Annotated in this window: 21 protein-coding genes; 2 read left to right on the top strand and 19 right to left on the bottom strand. The window is 66.0% G+C overall.

Annotated elements, in window-relative coordinates; all coding sequences use genetic code 11:
- Nucleotides 1-82: 82 nt before the first annotated feature.
- The 5 genes from ptsP to LDO54_RS11575 are packed head-to-tail and all read right to left on the bottom strand — an operon-like array spanning nt 83 to nt 5697.
- Nucleotides 83-2710 (bottom strand): phosphoenolpyruvate--protein phosphotransferase, encoded by a 2628-nt coding sequence (gene ptsP / locus LDO54_RS11595; RefSeq protein WP_224010340.1) that lies wholly within the window; start codon nt 2708-2710, stop codon nt 83-85.
- Nucleotides 2711-2722: 12 nt separating this feature from the next.
- Nucleotides 2723-3730: an SIS domain-containing protein gene (locus LDO54_RS11590; protein ID WP_224010487.1), complete on the bottom strand. Its 1008-nt coding sequence runs from the start codon at nt 3728-3730 to the stop codon at nt 2723-2725.
- Nucleotides 3723-4826, bottom strand: a complete 1104-nt coding sequence (gene nagA / locus LDO54_RS11585) for an N-acetylglucosamine-6-phosphate deacetylase (protein ID WP_224010338.1) — start codon at nt 4824-4826, stop codon at nt 3723-3725. Before nagA ends, LDO54_RS11590 begins: the two co-directional genes overlap by 8 nt.
- The gene (locus LDO54_RS11580) at nt 4820-4966 is read right to left on the bottom strand and encodes a hypothetical protein (RefSeq protein WP_224010336.1); all 147 of its coding nucleotides are present in this window, start codon (nt 4964-4966) and stop codon (nt 4820-4822) included. Before LDO54_RS11580 ends, nagA begins: the two co-directional genes overlap by 7 nt.
- The gene (locus LDO54_RS11575; RefSeq protein ID WP_224010334.1) at nt 4963-5697 is read right to left on the bottom strand and encodes a GntR family transcriptional regulator; all 735 of its coding nucleotides are present in this window, start codon (nt 5695-5697) and stop codon (nt 4963-4965) included. The genes LDO54_RS11580 and LDO54_RS11575 overlap by 4 nt, the downstream gene beginning before the upstream one ends.
- Before the next feature lie 511 nt (nt 5698-6208).
- Here LDO54_RS11575 and LDO54_RS11570 point away from each other — a divergent pair.
- Entirely contained in the window at nt 6209-6544 is a 336-nt protein-coding gene (locus LDO54_RS11570) for a MarR family winged helix-turn-helix transcriptional regulator (RefSeq protein ID WP_224010331.1), read from the top strand.
- A 100-nt stretch (nt 6545-6644) separates the two neighbouring features.
- Here the strand turns inward: LDO54_RS11570 and LDO54_RS11565 are convergent, their stop codons facing one another.
- The 6 genes from LDO54_RS11565 to LDO54_RS11540 all read right to left on the bottom strand — a co-directional run bounded on the left by LDO54_RS11565 (nt 6645) and on the right by LDO54_RS11540 (nt 11917).
- Entirely contained in the window at nt 6645-7457 is an 813-nt protein-coding gene (locus LDO54_RS11565) for a MetQ/NlpA family ABC transporter substrate-binding protein (protein WP_224010329.1), read from the bottom strand.
- Nucleotides 7458-7700: 243 nt separating this feature from the next.
- Entirely contained in the window at nt 7701-8339 is a 639-nt protein-coding gene (locus LDO54_RS11560) for an SCO family protein (RefSeq protein WP_224010327.1), read from the bottom strand.
- Nucleotides 8340-8343: 4 nt separating this feature from the next.
- Complete coding sequence (cyoE, locus tag LDO54_RS11555) at nt 8344-9249, bottom strand: heme o synthase (RefSeq protein WP_224010325.1); 906 nt, start codon at nt 9247-9249, stop codon at nt 8344-8346.
- 9 nt (nt 9250-9258) lie between these two features.
- Entirely contained in the window at nt 9259-10368 is a 1110-nt protein-coding gene (locus LDO54_RS11550) for a COX15/CtaA family protein (protein ID WP_224010323.1), read from the bottom strand.
- Between the two features lie 40 nt (nt 10369-10408).
- Nucleotides 10409-11062: an SCO family protein gene (locus LDO54_RS11545; protein WP_224010321.1), complete on the bottom strand. Its 654-nt coding sequence runs from the start codon at nt 11060-11062 to the stop codon at nt 10409-10411.
- Nucleotides 11063-11170: 108 nt separating this feature from the next.
- Nucleotides 11171-11917, bottom strand: a complete 747-nt coding sequence (locus tag LDO54_RS11540) for an SURF1 family protein (RefSeq protein WP_224010318.1) — start codon at nt 11915-11917, stop codon at nt 11171-11173.
- 114 nt (nt 11918-12031) lie between these two features.
- Here LDO54_RS11540 and LDO54_RS11535 point away from each other — a divergent pair, with 114 nt between their 5' ends.
- On the top strand, nt 12032-12241 hold the full coding sequence (locus LDO54_RS11535) for a twin transmembrane helix small protein (protein WP_028201826.1): 210 nt from the start codon (nt 12032-12034) through the stop codon (nt 12239-12241).
- Between the two features lie 139 nt (nt 12242-12380).
- Here the strand turns inward: LDO54_RS11535 and LDO54_RS11530 are convergent, their stop codons facing one another.
- From LDO54_RS11530 to LDO54_RS11495, 8 genes are all read right to left on the bottom strand, one after another.
- Nucleotides 12381-13238 carry a cytochrome c oxidase subunit 3 gene (locus LDO54_RS11530; RefSeq protein WP_224010316.1) on the bottom strand — a complete coding sequence of 286 codons (858 nt, stop codon included), beginning with the start codon at nt 13236-13238 and terminating at the stop codon, nt 12381-12383.
- A 130-nt stretch (nt 13239-13368) separates the two neighbouring features.
- Nucleotides 13369-13590, bottom strand: coding sequence for a DUF2970 domain-containing protein (locus LDO54_RS11525; protein WP_224010315.1), 222 nt, complete (start codon nt 13588-13590; stop codon nt 13369-13371).
- Nucleotides 13591-13633: 43 nt separating this feature from the next.
- A complete protein-coding gene (locus LDO54_RS11520; protein ID WP_224010313.1) occupies nt 13634-14215 on the bottom strand; it encodes a cytochrome c oxidase assembly protein in 582 nt (193 codons plus the stop codon).
- A gap of 39 nt (nt 14216-14254) precedes the next feature.
- Nucleotides 14255-14395, bottom strand: a complete 141-nt coding sequence (locus LDO54_RS11515) for a cytochrome oxidase small assembly protein (RefSeq protein WP_224010485.1) — start codon at nt 14393-14395, stop codon at nt 14255-14257.
- A 173-nt stretch (nt 14396-14568) separates the two neighbouring features.
- Nucleotides 14569-16179, bottom strand: coding sequence for a cytochrome c oxidase subunit I (ctaD, locus tag LDO54_RS11510; RefSeq protein WP_224010311.1), 1611 nt, complete (start codon nt 16177-16179; stop codon nt 14569-14571).
- Nucleotides 16180-16323: 144 nt separating this feature from the next.
- Nucleotides 16324-17973, bottom strand: a complete 1650-nt coding sequence (gene coxB, locus LDO54_RS11505; RefSeq protein ID WP_224010309.1) for a cytochrome c oxidase subunit II — start codon at nt 17971-17973, stop codon at nt 16324-16326.
- Between the two features lie 93 nt (nt 17974-18066).
- Nucleotides 18067-18546: a DUF2244 domain-containing protein gene (locus LDO54_RS11500; protein ID WP_224010307.1), complete on the bottom strand. Its 480-nt coding sequence runs from the start codon at nt 18544-18546 to the stop codon at nt 18067-18069.
- A gap of 263 nt (nt 18547-18809) precedes the next feature.
- Entirely contained in the window at nt 18810-19808 is a 999-nt protein-coding gene (locus LDO54_RS11495) for a methyltransferase domain-containing protein (protein ID WP_224010306.1), read from the bottom strand.
- Nucleotides 19809-19849 lie beyond the last annotated feature (41 nt).

Genomic DNA, 19849 nt, shown 5'->3' with positions numbered 1-19849 from the left:
GCGCGCGATCGCTGCGCGCGCCGGGGTGTGGTTAGTTTGGAAACCTGATGATTTAACGGTGTGACTGCGGGCGACGCGACGCTCAGTCGAGCGGCCAGTTCGCGCGGCTCGCGGCGCGCACGTCCTGCGCCGATTCGAGCATCAGCACGTCCTGCGCGCGGTCGCGGCAGAGCGCGTAATCGAGCTTGCGCACGCGCGCCTTGATCGACGGCACGGAGACCGGATCGACCGACAATTCCGTCACGCCGAGACCGACGAGCAGCGGCACCGCGAGCGGATCACCCGCCAGCGCGCCGCACACGCCCACCCACTTGCCATGCTTGCGCGCACCTTCCACCGCGATCGCGACGAGGCGCAGCACGGCCGGATGCAGGCCGTCGGCTTGCGCGGCGAGATCGGGCTGGCAGCGGTCCATCGCGAGCGTGTACTGCGTGAGGTCGTTGGTGCCGATCGAGAGGAAATCGGCGTGACGTGCAAGCTGGTCGGCCAGCAGCGCCGCCGACGGCACCTCGATCATCACGCCCACTTCCACGCGCGCGCTGCGGCCCGCTTCGCGCGCGAAGGCGTCGATGCGTTCGCGCAGGCGCACGAGTTCGCCCACGTCGGTGACCATCGGCAGCAGGATGCGCAGCGCGCCTTCGGGCTTCACGGCCACGAGGCCGCGCAACTGGTCGTCGAGCAGATCGGGGCGCACCTGCGCGAGGCGGATGCCGCGCAGACCCAGCGCCGGATTCGGCTCGGGCGGCAGCGTCAGATAATCGACTTCCTTGTCGGCGCCCACATCGAGCGTGCGGATGATCGCCGTGCGGCCCGCGAGCGCTTCCGCGATGGCTTGATAGCTCTGGCGATGCTCCTCGATCGTCGGCGCCGCCTGACGATGGATGAACATGAGTTCGGTGCGCAGCAGGCCCACGGCGTCGGCGCCGTTGTCGACGGCCGTGCGCGCGTCGTCGAGCGTCGCGATGTTGGCCGCCACTTCCACCGCGTGGCCGTCGCGCGTGGCGGCGGCTTCGTGCGAGGTGCGGCGGTTCGCTTCGCGCACGCCCGCGAGGCGCTGCTTCTCGGTGCGCGCGCGTTCGATGTCGGCGGCGCTGGGCGCGAAGGCGAAGCGGCCCGCGCTCGCGTCCACGATCACCTGCGCGCCTTCCTCGATCTGATGCAGCGCGTCGCCGAGCGCGACCAGCGCCGGAATGCCGGCCTGACGCGCGATGATCGCCGCGTGCGAGGTCGCGCCGCCACGCGCCATCACGAGCGCCGTCACGCGCGTGCGGTCGAGCGTGGCGAGATCGGACGGCGTGAATTCATCGGCGGCGAGCACGGCTTCATCGGGCAATTCGCGCTGCGCTGCGCCGTTCGCGCCCGCCGCGCCGCTCGTATAAGCGAGCGAGCGCAGCACGCGCTTTTCGAGGTCGCGCAGATCGGCGGCGCGTTCCGCGAGCAGCGGATCGTCGACCTTGCCGAGCACGGCGATCTGCGCGCGGATCGCCTCGCGCCACGCGAAGCCCGCGCTCTTGCCGAGGCTGATGAGATCGCGCGCGGCGTCGATCAGCGTGGGATCTTCGAGCAGCACGCGATGCATCTGGAAGATGCCCGCTTCGCCGATCGCGCCGCGCTGCGAGGCCGTGCGCACCGACGCTTCGAGTTCGGCGTCGATGGCCGCGACGGCCTTGTCGAGCAGACGGCTTTCCGACGCCGACGAGCCGCTCGCGAGTTCAGGCGGCGTGAGGTCGGCGTCGTCCCAGCGGACCAGCTTGCCGACCGCCACGCCCGGCGCGGCGCACACGCCCGTGAGCGTATTCGGCGCGGCTTGCGTGGATTGCGCGCTACCAGCGGCAAGCGCGGCGCTCACCGCAACCGGCGCAGGCGAAAGCGCACGCGCGGGCGTTTCGGAGACTTCGCCCGGCGCTTCGCGCAGCAATTCACCGGCCACGGCGTCGACGGCCTTCTGCGCGTCGCGGCCCATGCCGACGAGTTCGATGGTCGCGCCCTCGCCCGCGCCCAGCGCGAGCAGACCGACCACGCTTTCGATGGCCGCCTTGCGCTCGCCGAACCGCACCTCGACGCGCGCCTCCAGGCCGCGCACCGCTTCGCGCGCCCGCGCCGCGGGCCGCGCATGCAGCCCGCCCGCGTGGGCGAGCGTCACGTTGCGGCGCACTTCGTCCATCACGACGTTGGTGACGCTGGCCTCGACCGCCGCGCCGTCGCGCGCGCGCAGCACGAGCAGCGGCGTCTCGCCCGCCCGCACGTGGCCCGCGCCCGCGCGCTCCACGACTTCGAACGCATCGGAGTTCGCGACCGCGATCACCGAAACGAGGCTAGGCGCACGACACGCCACGACATCGAGATCGAACTCGATCAGCAGATCGCCACGGCGCACCTGCGCGCCCTGCTCGACCTTGGGCGTGAAGCCCTTGCCATTCAATTCGACCGTGTCGATGCCGATGTGCACGAGAATCTGCGCGCCTTCGGCGCTTTGCAGCGTGACGGCGTGGCCGGTGCGCGCGAGGTGCATGATCGTGCCGTCGCAGGGCGCGACAAGGCGGCCGACCAGCGGATCGACGCCGATACCGTCGCCGAACAGGCCTTCCGAAAACACCGGATCGGGCACCGACGCGAGCGGCACGACCGGCCCGGTGAGCGGCGCGACCAGTTCGACGCGCACGGCGGAATGTTCCGGGTTCATCAGGCGGGACTCCTGGATGCGTTCCATCAGCTTTCCAATCTAGTGGGTTTCGGTGACTTTGTTCAGGAAGCGCGGCTCGTCGGGATTGCGTCCGCGCGCGGCGGCAAGACCCGCCGCCATCACGTAGAACGACAGGATCGCGGCGATCGGATCGAGCGACGCATCGGCGGCCGTGACGAGCGGCAACGTGGCTTCCGGCACGTCGGCGGGTGCGGCGAGCAGCACGCGCGCGCCGCGCTTTTGCATGTCGCGCGCGAACTCGACGAGACCGGCCTGTTCCGGTCCGCGCGGCGCGAACACAAGCAGCGGATAGTCGCGGTCGATCAGCTCCATCGGGCCATGACGCACTTCGGCGCTCGAAAACGCCTCGGCCTGGATGCTCGACGTTTCCTTGAGCTTGAGCGCGGCTTCCTGCGCGATCGCGAGACCCGGACCCCGCCCGATCACGAGCATCTGCTTGACGTCGCGCAATTCTTCGACGGCCGACGACCAGTCGAGCGTGCCCGCGCGTTCGAGCGCCTCGGGCAACGCGCGCACCGCGTCGAGGAAGGCCGCGTCGCGCTGCCAGAAGGCCACGAGTTGCGCCGACATCGCGAGCATCGCGATATAGCTCTTGGTGGCCGCGACGCTCAGCTCGGGACCGGCGAGCAGCGGCAGTTCGTTGCCCGCGGCTTCGGCGAGCGGCGAACCGGCGACGTTGACCATCGACGCCGTCAGCGCGCCCGCTTCGCGCAGCACGCGCATGGTGGCGACGAGATCAGGACTCCTGCCTGATTGGGAGAAAGCAAGGCCGAACTGGCCCCGCACACGTAAAGGCGCCTGCTGGAGCGTCGCGATCGACATGGGAATCGAGGCGACCGGCACGCCGAGGCGGCTCATGGTCAGCGCGGCGAAATAGCTCGCCGCGTGGTCCGAACTGCCGCGCGCGACCGTCAGCGCGACCTGGCGCGGCTCGGCTTGCAGCACGCCCGCGAGCGCCTCGACGCGCGAGGTGTCCGCGAGCTGCGCGGCGACGACGCCGGCCGAGGCCAGCGCTTCTTTAAGCATATTCGACAATCGATTCTCCTTCGACATAGGTCGCGGTAAGCGCCAGATCGCGGTCGAACACGTTGACATCGGCCCATGCGCCGCGCACGAGGCGGCCACGGTCTTCGATGCCGAGGTAGTCGGCCGCGTAGCGCGACAGGCGCGCGGATACGTCCGCGATCGGCAGGCCGAGCGACACGAGATTGCGCAGGGCCTGGTCCATGGTGAGCGTGCTGCCCGCGAGCGTGCCATCGGCGAGGCGCACGCCGCCGAGGCACTTCGTCACGTGCTGGCTGCCGAGGCGGTATTCGCCGTCGGGCATGCCGGTGGCCGACGTGCTGTCGGTCACCACATAAAGGCGCGGAATCGCGCGCAGCGCCGCGCGGATCGCACCCGGATGCACGTGCAGCAGGTCGGGAATGATCTCCGCGTATTCCGCGTGTGCGAGCGCCGCGCCGACCAGACCCGGATTGCGGTGGTGCAGCGGCGACATCGCGTTGAACAGGTGCGTGAAGCCGCAGGCGCCGTGCTTGAGCGCGGCCACGGCGTCGTCGTAAGTGGCGAGCGAATGGCCGAGCTGCACGCGCACGCCGCGCGCCGCCATCTCGCCGATGATCTCGATATGACCCGCGATTTCGGGCGCAACGGTCACCACGCGGATCGGCGCGATGGCGAGGTACTTGAGCACTTCGTCGAGCACGGCCGAGACCGCCGCGTCGGGCTGCGCGCCGAGCTTGCCGGGGTTGATGTACGGCCCTTCGAGGTGCACGCCCAGCACGCGGGCCGCGCCCGGCGTGCGCTGGCGCGCGACGTCGCCGAGACCCGCGACCACGCTCATCAGTTCGTCGCGCGGCGCGGTCATGGTGGTGGCGAGCAGGCTCGTGGTGCCGAAACGCGCGTGAGTGCGCGCGATGGTTTCGATGGCGTCGCCGGCTTCCATCACGTCGGCGCCGCCGCCGCCGTGCACGTGCAGGTCGATGAAGCCCGGAATGATGTACGGCGCGTCGTTCTTCGACGGATCGGCGGCCTCGCCCTGGATCGACGTGATACGGCCGTTCTCGAACGACAGCGTGCCGTTGATCCAGCCCTCGGGGGTGAGAATATTTCCGCTCAGCATGAGATTTTTCCGATGGTGCGCGCGGCGTTGGCCGGCGCGCGATAAGTCGTTACGTCGATGTCCATGAGAGAGTCCTGACGCGGCTGTGCGTTCCGTCCGACTTTGCGTCCGAGTGCGTTTTTCTTCATCACGTTCTTCATTGCCGAAGCTCCGCGACGAAGTCGTAGTAGCCGTCGCGGCAGTAGGTATCCGTCAGTTCGATCGCGCGCTGGTCGGGCGAAAAGCCCACCCGCGTGATCACGAGCAGCGCCGCGCGCGGTTCCACGCCCATCAGCGCGGCGATCTCGCCGGTCGCGTTCACGGCGCGAAAGTGCTGCAGCGCGCGCACGACCGGCTCGCCGCGCGACTCCAGATACGCGTACAGCGAGCCGTCGATCAGCGCCGGATTCGGCACGATCGACACGGGCAGCGCGGAATGCTCGACGGCCATCACGGTCCCGTCCGCGCGGCGCAGCCGCCGCAGACTTGTAACCGACGCGCCCGGCGACAGGCCGAGCTGGACGATTTCCTCGCGCCGCGCCGGGCGCACTTCGCGTTCGAGCCAGACCGAATCGGCGGTGAAACCGCGCTGCTCCATTTTTTTCGTGAAGCCGGTGAGGCGCGAGAGCGGGTCCTCGACGCGCGGCGTGATGAAGCTGCCCGCGCCGCGCGCGCGCCGGATCAGACCCTGCTCGACGAGCAGCTCGATCGCCTTGCGCGCGGTGATGCGCGACACGCCGATGGCATCCGACAGCGTGCGTTCCGAAGGCAGCGCCTCGCCGGCCGACCACACGCCGCAGTGAATCGCCGTGGCAAGGTTGCGCGCCAGCTGCAGATAGAGCGGCGTGACGTTGCGCGCATCGGGCATCAGGGCAGACCAACGGGTTTCCATGGAACTCCGGCCAGCGGGGGATAAATCGTGGGGGCGCCCGGACGGCTCGGCATCGGTGCTCGGCGGTCCGGTTCGAAAGCGAGCCCATTATATAACCACAATAATACCAGTCAACGCGTGCGACGCTCTTTCCACATCCAGAAAAATATCATGCAGAATCAATGATTTACACGAACACATAAGGCTCGGAGCGGGGTATAAACGGCCTCGGTATTTTCCCTGGAGAGCCCACTTTCGGGCTCCAGGCACAGGACCACAACGCCGGAAATTGACGTTTCTGAGCACACCACCGTGATACCGCAGTAGGACCAATATCCCCACGCGCGGAGAAAGAACAATATCGCCTGGCGTCGACATCCCATATAGTGGCATCTGACCAATATCAACGAATGACGACGGGGTAAGAAGGTTGTCAAACGATTCCGACACGAGACGGCATGCAGAAGCCGTCCTGCAGTTCAATCGCTTCTACAGAAAGTTCCTGGGCAGACACGTCGGCGGCCTGCCGCCCATGCCCTACTCCCTGACCGAAATGCGCATCCTGCGCGAACTGGCGAGCGGCGGTGCCGACACCGCTGCCGCGCTCGCGCGCAATCTCACGCTCGATTCCGGCTATCTGAGCCGCATCCTGACGGGATTCGAGCAGCGCGACCTGCTCGCGCGCGAGCCCTCGAAAGCCGACGCGCGTCAGACGCTGCTGCGTCTGACCCACGCTGGCCAGGCGGCCTATGCCGCGCTCGCGGCGGCGGCCGTCGGCAATATCGAGAGCGTGCTGGCCAGGCTCACCACGGACGAGCAGGCGCGGCTCGTCGACGCGATGCGGGTGGTGCAGCAGTTACTGAGCTAGCGATTGAGTTGGCCTTCGGGCCCGCTGGCGACGCTTGCGCCGCGCCAAATAAAAAAAGCCGCTTCTTTCGAAGCGGCTTTTTCGTTTGCGGCAGTGAAGCTTAGAACGACGGGACCATCGAGCCCTTGAATTCGTTCTTGATGAACTGGCGCACGTCTTCCGACTGGTAAGCGGCGACCAGCTTCTTCACCCACGGCTTGTCCTTGTCCTGCGCGCGCACGGCGATCAGGTTGGCGTACGGGCTGTGGATGTCTTCGATCGCGATCGCGTCCTTGGTCGGCTGGAGGCCGGCGGCGAGCGCGTAGTTCGTGTTGATCACGGCGGCGTCGACGTCGCCGAGCGCGCGCGGCAGTTGCGCGGCGTCGAGTTCGACGAGCTTCACCTTCTTCGGGTTCGACGCGACGTCGAGCGGCGTGGCGTTATTGCCGTTCACGCCCGCGCCGGCGCGCAGCTTGATCAGGCCCTTGCTTTGCAGCAGGAGCAGCGCGCGGTTTTCGTTCGACGGATCGTTCGGCACGGCGACCTTCGCGCCTTGCGGCAGGTCGTTCAGCGACTTCAGCTTCTTCGAGTACACGCCGATCGGCGAGATGTACGTCAGGCCGGCGTTCACGAGCTTGTAGCCGCGCTGCTTGATCTGGCTGTCGAGGTACGGGCCGGTCTGGAAGCTGTTGGCGTCGAGGTCGCCCGAATCAAGCGCCGCGTTCGGCTGCACGTAGTCGTTGAACTCGATGACCTTGACGTTCAGGCCTTCGCGCTTCGCGACCTTCTGGACCACGGCCCAGACTTGCGCGTCCGGACCCGACACGGTGCCGACCTTGATGACCTGGTCGTCTGCGTGTGCGCCGAAGCTGGCTGCGAGCGTGGTGGCGGCGAGGCCGGCGAGGAGAGCTTTAATCAGATTTCTGCGCTGCATGGAGAGTGATTCCCGCTTGTTCCGTACTTGGTGCGTATGTGACGCGTGATTTATCGCGTGTCTCGCCGCGTGGTCGCGGCTGTCACGGCGCCGATCGCGGCGGCGTCATGCGCCGCGCGTCCGCGCAGTCATAAATGATCCCATATGATGGCCGCCCCGCGAAATAAAGAAATCGCATACGGGTATGCCGGTGGCGCCAGTCGGTGCAACCGCGCGCCGTGTCCGGCATCGGCAAAGACGTGCTCAGCTATTGATATCGAGCAGGATCTTCAGGTCGTGGAGCCACGGCGTGACGCCCTGGCCGTCGCGCGCGAAGAGGCGCAGCTTGCCCGTGGTGTCGAACACATAGCTCGCCGCCGTGTGGTCCATCGTGTAGTTGTCGGGCGAGGTGCCCGGCACCTTCGCGTAGTAGACGCGGAAGTCCTTCGTGATCTGCTTGAGCTGCTCGTCGTTGGCCGGGCGCAGCGCAATGAAGGTCGGATCGAAGGCGGTGACGTACTGGCTCAGGATCTCGGGCGTGTCGCGTTGCGGATCGACGCTCACGAAAATCACCTGCACGCGCTTCGCGGCGTCGGGCCCCAGTTGCTGGAGCGCCTGCGACAGCTCGGCCATCGTGGTCGGGCAGACGTCCGGGCAATGCGTGTAGCCGAAGAACAGCACGACCGCCTTGCCCTTGAAGTCGGCGAGCGTGCGCGTCTTGCCGTGCGAATCGGGCAGCGAGAAGTCCTTGCCGAACTGCGTGTTGCCCGTGATGTCGAGATTCGAGAACGATGGCGGCTGCTGGCCGCATCCTTCGAGCGCGAGCGTGCCGCCCACGAGAGCGGTCGCCGCGAACGCGACGACCGTGGCGCGCGCGAGGCGCGCAAGCGAAGTGCGAACCATCGCGTTACGCCCCGATGAGTGCGTGCACGTAATGATCGACGAGCAGCGCGACGAACAGCAGCGAGAGATAGATGATCGAGTAACGGAACATCGCGCGCGCGAGGTCGTCCGAGTACTCGACATAGATGCGCCAGGCGTAGGCCAGGAAGATCGCGCCGAGCAGCACGCCCGACACCAGATACAGCAGGCCGCTCATGCCCGAGATATAGGGCATCAACGTGACCGCGAACAGGATCACCGAGTACAGCAGGATGTGCAGGCGCGTGTACTTCTCGCCGTGCGTGTTCGGCAGCATCGGCAGGCCGGCGTTCTCGTAGTCCTTGCGGCGATACAGCGCGAGCGCCCAGAAGTGCGGCGGCGTCCAGACGAAGATGATCAGCACGAGAATCCAGGCGTCGCCGGGCACGTGGCCGGTGACCGCCGCCCAGCCCAGCGCGGGCGGCATGGCGCCCGAGGCGCCGCCGATCACGATGTTCTGCGGCGTGGCCGGCTTGAGCAGCAGCGTGTAGATGATCGCGTAACCGATGAAGGTCGCGACCGTCAGCCACATCGTGAGCGGATTCGTGAAGGTGTAGAGCACCCACATGCCCAAGCCGCCGATCACGGCCGAGAACAGCAGGATCTGGCGGCTCGTGATCTCGCCGCGCGCCGACGGACGCCACGACGTGCGGCGCATGCGCGCGTCCACTTTTTGTTCGACGAGACAGTTAATCGCGAAGGCTGCGCCGGCCGTCAGCCAGATGCCGACGGTACCGCCGATCAACTGCTTCCAGGGCACCATGCCCGGCACAGCGAGGAACATGCCGATGACCGCGCAGAACACGGCCAATTGGGTCACGCGCGGCTTGGTGAGGGCGAGATACTGCGATACGCGGCTGCCGGGCGACTGGGGGAGGGTTGTACTTTCCATAGGGCGGGATCACACCGCAGCGGTGTCGCGCGCAAGGAGAACGGCGCGGCCGGGGCGGCTACAAGCAATTCGAAAGTTTAGCACGACGAGCAAAAGCAGCAGGATCGCCGCGCCACCGTTGTGGGCCACCGCGACAGGCAGAGGCCATTGCAGGACGATGTTAGAAAGTCCTGTCAGAAACTGGATCGCGACCACGATCAGAACCCAGTTAGCGGGGCGGCGCAACGAGGCATAGCGCCGCATTTTCAAGGCGAACCCTACCAGATACGCGATCACCACGAACGCGAACGTGCGATGCGTCCAGTGGATCGCCACCAGCGCGTCCTGGGTGATGACGTCGCCGTTGCCGTCCATGCCGAGCGCGCGCCAGAGGTGGAAGCCGTGATGGAAATCCATCGGCGGAATCCACGCGCCGTTGCAGGTCGGGAAGTCGGTGCAGGCGAGCACCGCGTAGTTCGTGCTGACCCAGCCGCCCAGCGCGATCTGCGCGATCAGCAGCGCGAGGCCGATCAGCGCGGCGGCGCGCCAGCGCGCGGCATCGGGCTCGTAAGCGGGCAGCGGCGTCATGCGTGCGGCGAGCCACGCGAGCGCGCCGAGCAGCGTGAGGCCCAGCATCAAATGCGTGGTGACGATGATCGGCTGCAGCTTCATCGTCACGGTCCAGGCGCCGAACACGCCCTGCACGACGATCAGCCCGAGCAGCGCCGTGGGCCACCACGGCGAGACATGCAGCGGCATGCGCTTGATGCGCGCGCGCCAGGCGATCGCCGTCTGCGCGATGATCAGCACGCCGATCGCCATCGCGAAGTAACGGTGAATCATCTCGATCCACGCCTTCGACATGCTGACGGGACCGGTGGGCATCGCCAGATGCGCCGCCGCGATCTGCGCGTGCGCGATGAACGGCGACGAGGTGCCGTAGCAGCCGGGCCAGTCGGGGCAGCCGAGGCCCGAATCGGTGAGGCGCGTGAAACCGCCGAACATGACGAGGTCGAGCGTCATGAACGTCGTGAGCCACACGAGCTTGCGAAACTTGTTGTCGTCGGCCTTCACCCAGACCCACGAGAGCGGCAGCAACGCGATGCACAGGCCGATCAGGCCCAGCTCCAGGATAAACATCTTTCTCTTACTCTTCTCTGTCAGACTCGCGCTGCGCACCTTAACCGATGCGGGACCACTTGAGGAGCTTAGTGACGTCTTGTTTGATCTTTGACGGATCCGGCTGGGCCGGGAATCGCATCATCAGATTGCCGTTCGGATCGATCAGATAGATGTGGTCGGTGTCCTTCGTGGTGTCGGTGGCGGGCAGCCACGCGGCCACCGCGACCGGATCGGCGCGCACCATGCGCGTATCCGCGTAGGCCTGCTTGACCTTGTCGGGCACGTTCGCGTCGTCGGTGCGCAGAAACACCGTGACGATGCGCTCGCGCTCCGCGCCCTGGGTCGCGCGCACCTGGCGCATGAAATAGAGCTTCTGCGCGCAGGCGTCGTTACACGCGCCGCCGTCCACCGTGAGCATCAGCCAGCGGCCGCGCAGCGAGGCGAGCGGCACTTCGCGGCCGTCGTCGCCAGTCACCATCAGCGCGGACGGAATCGTGCGCTGCGGTTCGATCAGCGTGCCGTAGCTCGTGCTGCCGCCCTTCGGCTTGATCACGTAGTACGTGAAATACGAAATGGCGATGGGCGCGCCGCAGATGAGCGCGATGAACAGCAGCATCCAGCGTCCGCGTTGCCACGAACCTTTCTGCTGAGCGTTGCCGCCGCGCGCGCCTTGGCGCGCGAGCTGCGATGTATCGGGTGTGTGCGTCGACACGGCTTGAACCTCGTTGTTGTCGCTTCCAGTTTGTCCTGCGCTGACGTGCGGCAGCGCGCTTTCCCAAGACCGGCTTCACGGGGCGCGATGCGGTCGCGCCCGGGATGCTCAGGCGTCCTTCGTGCTCTGCATCGGGCCTTGCGTGCGCTCTTTTGTCGCAGCCCGGCGCGCCGCGTACAGCCCGAATCCGAGCGCCGCGGCCGCCATGCCCCACCACTGGAGCATGTAACCGTAGTTGCGTTCGACGTCGGTGGCGGGCGCCGGCCAGTCGCGCACGAGGCCGTCCTTGAGGGGCGGCACGAAGGCGGTCTGCTGGATCACGAAGGGTTGCAGCGGCAATCCGGTTTCCGCCGCGTAGGAAGCGACGCCGAGATTCTGCCGTATCTTCTGATGCGCTGCAGAGCCGCCGGCACCCAGTTCGTACGCGCGCGAGGCGTCCGCGCGCGCGATGCCTTCCACCGTGACCGTGCCCGCGGGCGTGTCATAGGGCGCGATCGTCTCGCGGTTCTCGATGCTGCGCGGCAGCCAGCCGCGATTCACGAGCACCACGCCGCCGCCTTCGAGTTTAAGCGGCATCACGACGTAAAAGCCTGGCTGGTCGTTATAGGGACGATTGTCGAGATACACCACGCGCTCGGGCAAAAACGTGCCGGTCGCGCGCATCCGGTGAAACTGGACGTCCTTGAGCGCGAGCGGCGCCGCGCCCACGGTTTGCGGGCTCGCGTTTTCGTATTGCGTGATCTGCGCCTGGAGCGCCTCCTTCTGATGCGCACGGTCGCGCTGCCAGAAGCCGAGCCGGATCGTCACGGCCATCACGATCAGGATGAGCAGCGCGGGCACGAAGCGGATTTTCATCGGGCACGTCCGATGCGTGAAATACCGGTGATCGCCGCGATCGAACCCCACCCGGCAATACGCGGTGCCATAATGAGACGGGCGTTCTCAGTCATGCCAACTTCCGTGAACTTCATGCACATCCTGGTCCCTGTTGCGTTCGCGCTGATCATCGCCAGCATGATCTCGGCGCTCTACTTCATGATGCACGACCGGGGCCGCACCAAGCGCATGGTCTGGTCGCTCGCCACCCGCGTCGGCCTCTCGATCTCGCTGTTTCTCTTCATCCTCTTCGCACACTGGATGGGCTGGATTCAGTCCACCGGCATTCCGTACGGCCGCTGAGCCGCGCGCGAGTTTCACACTCGATCGTCAGCTCATCAAATTCAGGACTTCGAAGACAAAAACGCCGCGCCGACGAAGTCGGAGCGGCGTCTGAATCGTGTTGTTTCGCCGCGAAGCGTCGCGTCCCGCGCGGCGTGTGTCAGAGCCAGTACACGACGACGTAGAGACCCAGCCACACCACGTCCACGAAGTGCCAGTACCACGCCGCGCCTTCGAACGCGAAGTGATGCTCAGCCGTGAAGTGACCGCGAATCATGCGGATCAGCACCACGGTCAGCATCGTTCCGCCGAGGAAGACGTGGAAGCCGTGGAAGCCCGTCAGCAGGAAGAACGTCGAACCATAGATGCCCGAGGCGAGCGTGAGGTTCAGTTCGCCGTAAGCGTGGATGTACTCGAACGCCTGCAGGAACAGGAAGCACAGCCCCAGCACGATCGTGGCCGCGAGCCACGCGATCGCCTTGGTGCGATGATTCTCGCGCAGCGCGTGGTGCGAGACCGTGAGCGTCGCGCCCGACGAGAGCAGCAGCGCGGTGTTGATGGTCGGCACCGGCCAGGGCGTCATCGAGCGGAAGTGCGAGACGAGCGCCGCCGGACCGTTGTTCGGCCACACCGCCGCGAAGTCCGGCCAGATCAGCTTGTAGTCGAGGCTGCCGAGCTGGTGCAGCGCGATCTGGCGCGCGTAGAACAGCGCGCCGAAGAATGCGCCGAAGAACATCACCTCGGAGAAGATGAACCAGCTCATGCTCCATCGGTACGACACGTCGACGCGCTTGCCGTACATGCCGCCCTCCGACTCGGCGATGGCGTCGCCGAACCAGTGATAGAGCGTGAACAGCACCCACAGCAATCCGATCACGACGCCGATCGGCGCCCACGAATCGCCGTTGATCCACGACGCGAGCGAGGCGAGCATGACCAGAAGGCCGACGGCCGCGCTGATCGGATGCCGCGACGGGTGCGGAATGAAGTAGTACGGGCTATCGTTTTGGCCGCTCATGCCTGATTCTCCAATTTCCAGTTGCTCCGGCCGCAGCCGGCTGTATGTCTCTCGTTGTGCTTCTTGTTTGCTGCGTTGTCTGCTCTCTCGCGCACCTTTTCGACCGCTGTCCCGCATACGTCGCGCGGCTTCAACCCACCACCGCGTGCACGATCAGCAACAGCACGACGATGAACAGCACCGCGCCGATGATGCCCGCCGCGATCAGCGCCGCCGGGTGCAGTTGCGCGGCATCGGCTTCGAGATCCGCGCGCTTGCGCACGCCGAGGAACGACCACGCGACCGCCTTCACGAGCTGCATGAAACCGCCCTTCTTCGCGCTGCCTTCGCCGTTCGTGCCGTGTCCGTTCATGGGCGCTTCACCGCATCCGTGCTGAGTGATCGTCGCGCCGGGCTCACGCGCCCGCCGCCTGCTTCGGCGCAGCCGGCACCGCCGGCTTGTTCAGCTCGAAGAACGTGTACGACAGCGTGATCGTCTTCACATCCTTAGGCAGCTTCGGGTCGATCACGAACACCACCGGCATGCGCTTCGTTTCGTTCGCCTTCAAGGTCTGCTGCGTGAAGCAGAAGCACTCGATCTTGCGGAAATACTCGGTCGCCTGCTTCGGCGCGTAGCTCGGAATCGCCTGCGCGTCGATCGTGCGTCCTTCGTTGTTCGAAATGTCGTACATCACGGTCATGACCTCGCCCGGATGCACGTCGATGCTGCGCTGCTCGGGACGGAAGCCGAGCAGCCCGCGCGCATTCGCGTCGAGCTCGATCGACACCGTGCGCGTCATGTCGACCTGCGTGTTGCGCGCCTCGCGTTCGGTGGCGTCGCGCTGCACGAGATTGTTGATGCCGGTGATCTGGCAGATCGCGCGATACATCGGCACCAGCGCGAAGCCGAAACCGAACATCAACAGCGCGACCACGACGAGCTTCACGAGCATCGATCGGTTGAACGCGCGGTCGTTATCGGCATGCTGCGTGGACATCGAACTTCCTCTTGCGGTAAGACGGCTCGTGCCCCGGCGTCAGTGGCCGGCGAAATACACCTGCTTGACGACGCCGGCCAGAAAGAAGGCCGCGACGATCGCCAGCAGCACGAGGCCGAGCCGACGGTTGCCCGCGCGAATCTGTTCGGGCGTGCGTCTTTTGTCTGAATTGCGGGTCATGCTCGCGCCAGGGTTGGCCGCGTCCAGCTCGGTCATCGTGATGCGCATCGTGAATCGCTCCTCGTTGCGTGCTGCGATGAAAACCGCTCAAAGACCGCGGCGTGTTTAGCGGATCGGCGTGATCGCCTCGCGTCGTGCCCGGCACGCGCCGGACACGGGAGGCGAGACGCGGCTTACTCGACCGTCGGCGGATTCTCGAAGGTGTGGAACGGCGCCGGGCTCGGCACGGTCCATTCGAGGCCGGTCGCGCCGTCCCACGGCTTGTCGCCGGCGGGTTCCAGATCGCCGCCGCCGCGATACACGGGCAGCGCCACGAAGAACAGGAAGTACACCTGCGACAGCCCGAAGCCGAATGCGCCGATCGTGATCACCTGGTTCCAGTCGGTGAACTGGGCCGGATAGTCCGCATAGCGGCGCGGCATCCCGGCGAGGCCGACGAAGTGCATCGGCAGGAACGCGAGGTTGAAGAAGAACAGCGAGCACCAGAAGTGGATCTTGCCGCGCATCTCGTTGTACATCCAGCCGGTCCATTTTGGCGACCAGTAGTACCACCCTGAGAACAGCGCGAACAAGGACCCCGCCACCAGCACGTAGTGGAAGTGCGCCACCACGAAATAAGTGCCGTGATACTGGATGTCGAGCGGCGCCATCGCGAGCATCAGGCCCGAGAGACCGCCGAACGTGAACACGATCAGAAAGCCCACGGCCCACAGCATCGGCGTTTCGAAGGTCAGCGAGCCGCGCCACATGGTGGCGACCCAGTTGAACACCTTCACGCCCGTCGGCACCGCGATCAGCATCGTCGCGTACATGAAGAACAGCTGGCCCGTGACCGGCATGCCGGTGGCGAACATGTGGTGCGCCCAGACCATGAACGAGAGAATCGCGATCGACGCCGTGGCGTACACCATCGAGCTATAGCCGAACAGCGGCTTGCGCGAGAACGCCGGAATCACCTGCGACACGATCCCGAACGCCGGCAAGATCATGATGTAGACCTCGGGGTGGCCGAAGAACCAGAAGATGTGCTGGTACATGACCGGGTCGCCGCCGCCCGCCGCGTTGAAGAAGCTCGTGCCGAAGTGGCGGTCGAACAGCAGCATCGTGATCGCGCCCGCGAGCACCGGCATCACGGCGATCAGCAGGTAGGCGGTGATCAGCCACGTCCACGCGAACATCGGCATCTTCATGAGCGTCATGCCCGGCGCGCGCATGTTCAGGATCGTCACGACGATGTTGATGCCGCCCATGATCGACGAAGCGCCCATGATGTGGACCGCGAAAATCGCGAAGTCCATGCCGGGGCCCATCTGCGTGGAGAGCGGCGCGTAGAGCGTCCAGCCCGCGGCCGTCGCGCCGCCGGGCGCGAAGAACGAGCCGACCAGCAGACACGCGGCGGCCGGCAGCAGCCAGAAGCTGAAGTTGTTCATGCGCGCGAACGCCATGTCCGAGGCGCCGATCTGCAGCGGCACCATCCAGTTCGCGAAGCCCACGAAGGCCGGCATGATCGCGCCGAACACCATGATCAGGCCGTGCATGGTGGTGAGCTGGTTGAAGAACTCGGGGCGCATGATCTGCAATCCGGGCTCGAACAGCTCGGCGCGAATGCCGAGCGCCATCACGCCGCCCGACAGGAACATCACGAACGAGAACAGCAGATACAGCGTTCCGATGTCCTTGTGATTGGTGGCCAGCAGCCAGCGCCGCCAGCCGTGCGGCGTCTCGTGCGCGTGGTCGCCATGCACGTGGCCGTGCCCCGCTACATCGTGTCCGATGCTCGACATGAGTCTCTCCTGAAGCGAATTGCTTTGCGTCTCTTACTGCAGTTTGGTCAGGGCGTGCGTAGGCCCGCTCGTACTGCGTACTGCGCGTTCTTTTGAATTCTTATGGACTGCTTGCCGTCGCGGCCGTGTGGCCGGCCGCGCGGCTCAAGCCGCCGGGCTGATCGCCACGCGACGCGCCTCTTTCGGATCGGCGCCGCCAGTGACGGTTTCCGGCTTCTTCATGATGATGTGGTCTTCGGCGATACCGGCCGCCTTCAGCGCGTCGCGCACGGCTTGCGCGCGATGCTTGGCGAGTTCGGCGTTCGCGTCGGCCTTGCCGCTCGCGTCGGTGTAGCCCGAGAGCGTGAACTTCGCGTCCGGGTGCGCCTTCGCATAGTCGGCGGCGGCCTGGATGGCGTCTTTCGCGTCGGCGGGCAGCGTGCTCTTGCCCACTTCGAAGTAGACGTTCGCGGGCAGCGACGCGCTGCTTTGCGCCGCGCCCGAAGCCTGATCCGCGCCGCTCGCGGCGGCTTGATCGGCGCCCGAGGCAGCCGATGCGGCTTCCGCACCCGAAGCGCCCGCTGCGCCCGACGCACCTGCGGCACCCGCCGCGGCCGTCGCGCCGCCTTCGGGCAGCTTGCCGTTGCGCGCGTCGGCGACCTGACGCGGCTGCAGGAGGTCGCCCATGTGGTTGCCCCACGTGTTGCGCTCGTATGTGACGACCGAGGCGATCTCCACGTCGTTGAGCGTCGGCGCCCACGACGGCATCGCGTTCTTGCCGTGCAGCACGATGCTCACGTGCTCGGCGATCGGACCGTTCGCGACCTTGCTGCCGTCGAGCGCGGGAAACGCGCCCGCGCCCTTGCCGGTCGGCTGGTGGCACACAGCGCAGTTGGCCGCGTAGACCTTCTCGCCGCGCTCCTTGAGCTCGGCCATCGTATAGGTCTTGTTCGGGTCGTCGTTGGCGGCGGACATCTTCGCCTTCTGCGTCTGCACCCACTTCGCGTAGTCGTCGTCGGACAGCACTTCGACCACGACCGGCATGTACGCGTGTTCCTTGCCGCACAGCTCGGTGCAGAAGCCGCGATAGGTGCCCGTCTTCTCGGCCTTGAACCACGTGTCGCGCACGAAGCCCGGAATCGCGTCCTGCTTCACGCCGAACGCGGGCACGTACCACGAGTGGACCACGTCGTTGGCGGTCGTGATCACGCGGATCTTCTTGTTGACCGGCACCACGAGCGGGTTGTCGACTTCCTGCAGATAGGTGTCGGTGATCGGCGCGTGGCCGTTCACTTCGGCGCGCGGCGTGGTGAGCGTCGAGAGGAAGCTGATGCCCTCGCCCGGCCCCTTCACGTAGTCGTAGCCCCACTTCCACTGATAGCCGGTGACCTTCACGGTGAGGTCGGCGTTGGAGGTGTCCTTCATCGCCACGACGGCCTTGGTCGCCGGCAGCGCCATCAGCACGACGATCACGAACGGCACCACCGTCCAGATGATTTCGACGGTCGTGCTCTCGTGGAAATGCGCGGCCTGATGGCCCTTCGATTTGCGGTGCGCAAAGATCGAATAGAACATGACGCCGAACACGCCGATGAAAATCACCGTGCACAGGATCAGCATCATCGTATGGAGGCTGTAGAGCTCTTCTGCGATGCGCGTGACGGGCGGCTGGAGATTGATCTCGTTGACCGCTGGACCGCCCGGAACGTCTCCGACTGCGAGTGCCGCGCCCGCGACCAGAAGTCCGCTGCACGCGAGCACGCCCTGAAGGGCTCGCTTGATTGTTTTCATAGCTTCCTTACCCATAATTTCCATTCAAACCCTCGACCCCGCAGGAAGGTTTCGCAATCAGGTCGCGCCCTGGGGCGCTCGCGCCGCGACTCGCAAAACGACGCGGCACGCATGAATTCAACCCGCGCGCGCAAGCCACGCACGCAGTTCCCGCGCGAACTGCGCACGCCGATACTGCGGCAGATGCAACCCGACAGCGACCGCCTGGCCGCGGGACACGAGACGCACCGGATCGCGTGGGGTCGCGCCCGGCTCGACCCGGACCCAGCGGGGATTGAATTCGAACTGGGTGAGCGCGTTGGCGCTCATCTGCTCGATCACCAGCCGGTTCGGATATAGCCTGATACGTTCGTAATCGACAGCATGGCGCGCATAGATGGCGAAGGCGCCCCCAACTACCAACAGATCGATTCCAGTGAACGGCAAAACCAGCCAGGCGCCGTGGATCAACAGCAGAACGGCGATCGCGATGGAGACCAGCGCCAGCGACACATAGAACAACACGAATTGCCTGGGCGAAACCGAACAATTGCGCTTCATGGTCCAGTCTTGCAGGACCGGCTCCGCCGAACTCGCCAGCAGATCAGATGTCTGCATCGCTCGCTTCCCCCACTGCAACATCCTCAGACTATCGCCGCTTTGCGCCTTACACAACTGCGGGAGATCTGGACTTGCCGTGTCGGATTTGGGGTCTGTCCGTGCAGCAAGCTGACGCATTATAGGCGCGAACCCCAGCCCTCACAAGCAAGCCCCGATCTGCCTAAAACCCTTACCAGACGGCACTTCCAGCGATTTTTCAACAAAATGTCGGGGGCTTTTCAGGCGCTAATTTCAGGCATAACGAAAGCCCCCTTACCACGTCAGCGATTCCTTGTCGGACCGCGTCCGATATCTTCGATCCGCACGATCCCGTGCCCTTCCGCAGTCGTGCGCGGGACGGCCTTCCACGCGTGTCCGTAGATGATCTCGAAGGTGAGCGGGATCGTCCCGGCGTTCGGCCCGTCCTTCAGGCGGCGCGCCTCCAGTGCCTCCAGCAACGCGCGATACAGCCGGCGCGGCGCGAGCTTCCCGGCATCCGACGCCTCCGTGCCGAACGCTTCCGAACCAAACGGATAAGCGCCCCAGCGGCGCACATCGGCGAGCAGCTTCTCCGGCGACTTGTAGGTGACGGTGAGCGTCTCCTGGTCCATCACCGGAATCTCGAAGCCATTCTCGACCAGCATGTCGCCGAGATCGTGCATGTCGACGAAATCGATCACGTGCGGCTGCGTGGGCACGCCGTGCGCGGCCTCGACTTCGGCATAGGCGCCGCGCAGCTCTTTGAGCGTGTCGGGACCGAGCGTGCTGAACATCAGCAGACCGTTCACCTTGAGCACGCGCTGCCATTCGCCGAACACGAGGTCCGGGCGCGGATGCCAGTGCAGCGCGAGGTTCGACCAGAGCAGCTCGAACGCGCCGTGCGCGAACGGCAGCTCGGCGAAATCGGCCTGCGCGAAACGCGGACCGCGTGCGCCGAGCGCCCGGCCGATCGAGGCGGGAAGGAAGCGGCGCCAGCTGGTGTCGCCGGCGTCGTGCGCGCAGGCGCGCTCGAGCATGGCAAACGAGAGGTCGGCGCCGAATACCGGCGCTTCGGGGAAGCGCTCGCGCAGATTCGGGAGGTCGTCACCGGGGCCGCAGCCCAGGTCGAGCACGGCTGCGGGGCTCACCTTGATGTAGTCGAGGCGCTCGCGCATGCGGCTCGCGATTTCACGCGGCAGGAACGCAACCTCGTCGAACGCCGCCGCGCGACGATCGAAAATCCGCTGCACATGGCGCGGATCATAGGCTGGACGGCCGGGTCTGGGGTGAGACGGGGACATGTCGGTCGTATTGGCGAAGTCTGCGAAGTATACTCGCTCAC

It is taken from the genome of Paraburkholderia tropica (assembly GCF_914484835.1).
Lineage (GTDB): Bacteria > Pseudomonadota > Gammaproteobacteria > Burkholderiales > Burkholderiaceae > Paraburkholderia > Paraburkholderia tropica_A.
This window is presented reverse-complemented; position numbering and strand designations above follow the sequence as displayed.